Source organism: Sphingomonas bacterium (assembly GCF_028289855.1).
Classification (GTDB): Bacteria; Pseudomonadota; Alphaproteobacteria; order Sphingomonadales; family Sphingomonadaceae; genus Sphingomonas.
The window spans coordinates 1-3,103 of sequence record NZ_JAQGKZ010000034.1 but is presented as its reverse complement, the minus strand read 5'-3'; the positions used below and the strand labels follow the sequence as shown (position 1 = coordinate 3,103).

At 64.1% G+C, this 3,103-nt stretch carries 3 protein-coding genes; 2 read left to right on the top strand and 1 reads right to left on the bottom strand.

The genetic code is table 11. The features are described 5' to 3' along the window. Positions 1 to 146: 146 nt before the first annotated feature. Both JWM94_RS03035 and JWM94_RS03030 read left to right on the top strand, forming a co-directional pair. Positions 147 to 977, top strand: coding sequence for a class I SAM-dependent methyltransferase (locus JWM94_RS03035; protein WP_299421502.1), 831 nt, complete (start codon positions 147 to 149; stop codon positions 975 to 977). Continuing rightward, positions 974 to 1,600, top strand: a complete 627-nt coding sequence (locus JWM94_RS03030) for a glutathione S-transferase (protein ID WP_299421497.1) — start codon at positions 974 to 976, stop codon at positions 1,598 to 1,600. The genes JWM94_RS03035 and JWM94_RS03030 overlap by 4 nt, the downstream gene beginning before the upstream one ends. 2 nt (positions 1,601 to 1,602) lie before the next feature. Here the strand turns inward: JWM94_RS03030 and JWM94_RS03025 are convergent, their stop codons facing one another. Then, entirely contained in the window at positions 1,603 to 2,895 is a 1,293-nt protein-coding gene (locus tag JWM94_RS03025; RefSeq protein ID WP_299421494.1) for a dicarboxylate/amino acid:cation symporter, read from the bottom strand. Positions 2,896 to 3,103 lie beyond the last annotated feature (208 nt).

The following is a 3,103-nucleotide window of genomic DNA, read 5'->3' as shown; positions in this document are numbered from 1 at the left end:
TCCCGGAAAGGCCCGCCCGCGTCGGCGGGCCTTTCATATTCCGGCCCCGCGCGCACGTGTAGAGGGGCGACTTTTGCGACTTTTGCGCCCGCGTGGCATGGGCAATGTTCGCTACATTCGGATCGAGTCAGATAGGGGAAAGCAGCATGTTCTCGACCGACGAATGGACCGGCCGCACCGGTGACGTCTGGGCCGACGAATGGCGCCGCACCGATCGCAGCCACGCGAATCTGACCCCCGCATTGAACGCGGCGATCCTCGCTTCGGCGCCGGAGGCGGGGCGCGCGATCGATCTCGGCTGCGGCGCCGGCGAAACCGCGATCGCGCTCGCTATTGCGCGACCCCGGCTCGCGGTGACGGGCCTCGACGTTTCCCCCAATCTGATCGCGGTGGCGAGCCAGCGTGGCGCCGGAATCGCCAACCTCGGCTTTACCGTCGCCGACACCAGCGCGATCGACCCGGCGACGGCGGCGGATCTGTTCGTCTCGCGCCACGGTGTCATGTTCTTTGCCGATCCGGTCGCGGCATTCTCAAAGATCCGTATCGCGGCGCAGCCCGGCGCTCGCCTCGTCTTTTCCTGCTTCCGAGCGCGCAGCGCCAATCGCTGGGCGATGCTCAGCGACGACCTGCTCGGGCCCACCGCGCCGCCTGCCGGCTATGTGCCCGGACCGTTCGGGTTCGCCGACCGTGACTTTGTCGCCGACGTCCTGGCACGCAGCGGCTGGGCAGGCGCCGAGGTTCGGCCGCTCGACTTCGACTACCTCCCCGGGGCGGGCGATGATCCGATCGCTGACGCGGTGGATTTCTTCAGTCGGATCGGCCCGGTCGCGCGCGCTCTCGCGGAGCAGCCCGCCGACCGTCGTCCGGCGTTGATCGAACGGCTGAGGGAACTACTCGCGCCCTTTGCCGCCCACGGCGTGGTTGCTCTGCCGGCGGCAGCGTGGATATGGACGGCAACCGCAGGAGCCGCCGTATGACGCTGATCGTCCACCATCTCAACAATTCGCGCTCGCAACGCATTCTGTGGATGCTCGAGGAACTCGGGCTGCCATACGAGATCAAGCATTATCAGCGCGACGCCAAGACGATGCTGGCGCCGCCCGAGCTCAAGCGAGTCCACCCGCTCGGCAAGTCGCCGATGCTCGAGGATGATGGCAAGATCATCATCGAAACCGGCGCGATCTGCGAATATCTGGTCGAGAAGGCCGACGGCAAGCTCGGCGCGCCCGCGCATCGCGACAATGCGCTGCGGTACCGCCAATGGCTGCATTACGCCGAAGGATCGATGATGCCGCCGCTGCTCGTGATGCTCGTCGTCAACCGGATCCCGCTTATGGGCAAGACCGCGGCCAAGCGCATCCAGCCGATGATCGACGTGCATCTCGATTATGTCGAAAGCGAACTCGCCCAGCGCCCCTGGTTCGCCGGCGACGAGATGACCGCCGCCGACATCATGATGAGCTTTCCACTAGAGGCTGCGATGAGCCGCGCAGGCCTCGACGCCTCGCGCCCGGCGACGGTTGCGTGGGTCGAAAAGGTCCACGCCCGACCGGCCTATCAGGCGGCGCTGGCGAAGGGCGGGCCCTACGCCTACGCCTGATGCTAAAGGCCCTTGCTTGGCGCGTGCAGCGGTTCGATTTCCGGGCTGCCGTGCGATTCGCCAAGCTCGCCCTCCCATTTCGCGACAACGCTCGCTGCGATCGCATTGCCCAGCACGTTGGTCGCCGACCGGCCCATGTCGAGGAAATTGTCGATCGCGACGACCAGCAATAGTCCGGCTGCGGGGAGATGGAAATAATCGAGGTTGGCTGCGATTACGAGTAGGCTCGCGCGCGGCACGCCGGCAATGCCCTTCGACGTGATCATCAGCATCAGCAGCATGCCCACCTGCGCGCCGATCGACATCGGAATGTCATAGGCTTGTGCAATGAACAGCGACGCGAACGTCATATACATCATCGACCCGTCAAGGTTGAACGAATAACCCAGCGGCAGGACAAAACTCGCAATTTTTGGCGGCACGCCGAACCGTTCGAGCGCTTCGAGCGTGCGGGGGAAGGCCGCTTCCGAAGAGGCGGTCGAAAAGGCGAGTAGCGCAGGGTCGCGGATAAAGCGCAGCAGCTGAAAGACTCGTTTTCCGATAAACAGCAGCGCCAGCGTGATGAGCAATAGCCATAACGTGGCGAGACCCAGATAGACGCTGCCCATGAAGTACGCGAGCTTGGAAATCACCTTCGGACCGTGTTCGATCAGCGCCGCACAGATTGCGGCGAACACCGCGAACGGAGCAAAGCGCATCACATAATCGGTGATTTGCAGCATCACCGCGACGACGCCTTCCAGCCCGCGAACGATTGGTTTTGCCTTGTCCCCAACTGCGGTGATCGCAACGCCGAAGAATATCGAGAAGATGACGATCGGGAGGATCGCGTTGGTCGCCATCACGTCGATGATCGAGGCTGGGAAGATGTGCTTGACGATATCTATCGGATCGACTGATTTGGCGGCGATCGCCGCGTCTACTGCGGTTTGCGGGATGGGCAGGTGCAGCCCCGCGCCCGGCTGGGTGAGGTGGACGAGCGCGAGGCCGAGGGTCAACGACAGCAAGCTAGCCCCCACGAACCAGCCGAGCGATTTGAGCCCGACGCGGCCGAGCGCCCCGGTATCCCCCATATGCGCGATCCCGACGACCAATGTGGAGAAGACCAGCGGCGCAATGATCATTTTTATCAACTGCAGGAAGATCGTGGTGACGATCGTGAAATAGCCAGCAAGCTGTTTGAGCCAGGCCGCAGCAGCGGCCGTGCCATCGTCATAATGCGCGTTGAGCAGCCAACCCAAGACAAGCCCGAGCACCAGCCCGATCAGAATGAAGGTGGTCAGCCGCTTTGCCAAGATCGCTCTCCCATGCGTTCGCCGACAGGGAAGGGGATTGTCGCGGCGCGGTCAAGCGCCCTATCGTTCCGCCATGACCGATCCCCGCTTTTCGTTCGGCCGCCGCGCGTTGCTCGCCGCCGCCGCCCTCGCGCCGTTCGCGTCGTCCGCCGTTGCCCGCGCCGCCGTGCCAGACTTGTCCGTGCTGAAGGATATGACCGCGGGCGTT

What these genes read in the sequence shown, in the direction of transcription:
- JWM94_RS03035 (WP_299421502.1), top strand. Translation starts at nt 147, where the DNA reads ATGTTCTCGACCGACGAATGGACCGGCCGCACCGGTGACGTCTGGGCC.
- JWM94_RS03030 (WP_299421497.1), top strand. Translation starts at nt 974, where the DNA reads ATGACGCTGATCGTCCACCATCTCAACAATTCGCGCTCGCAACGCATT.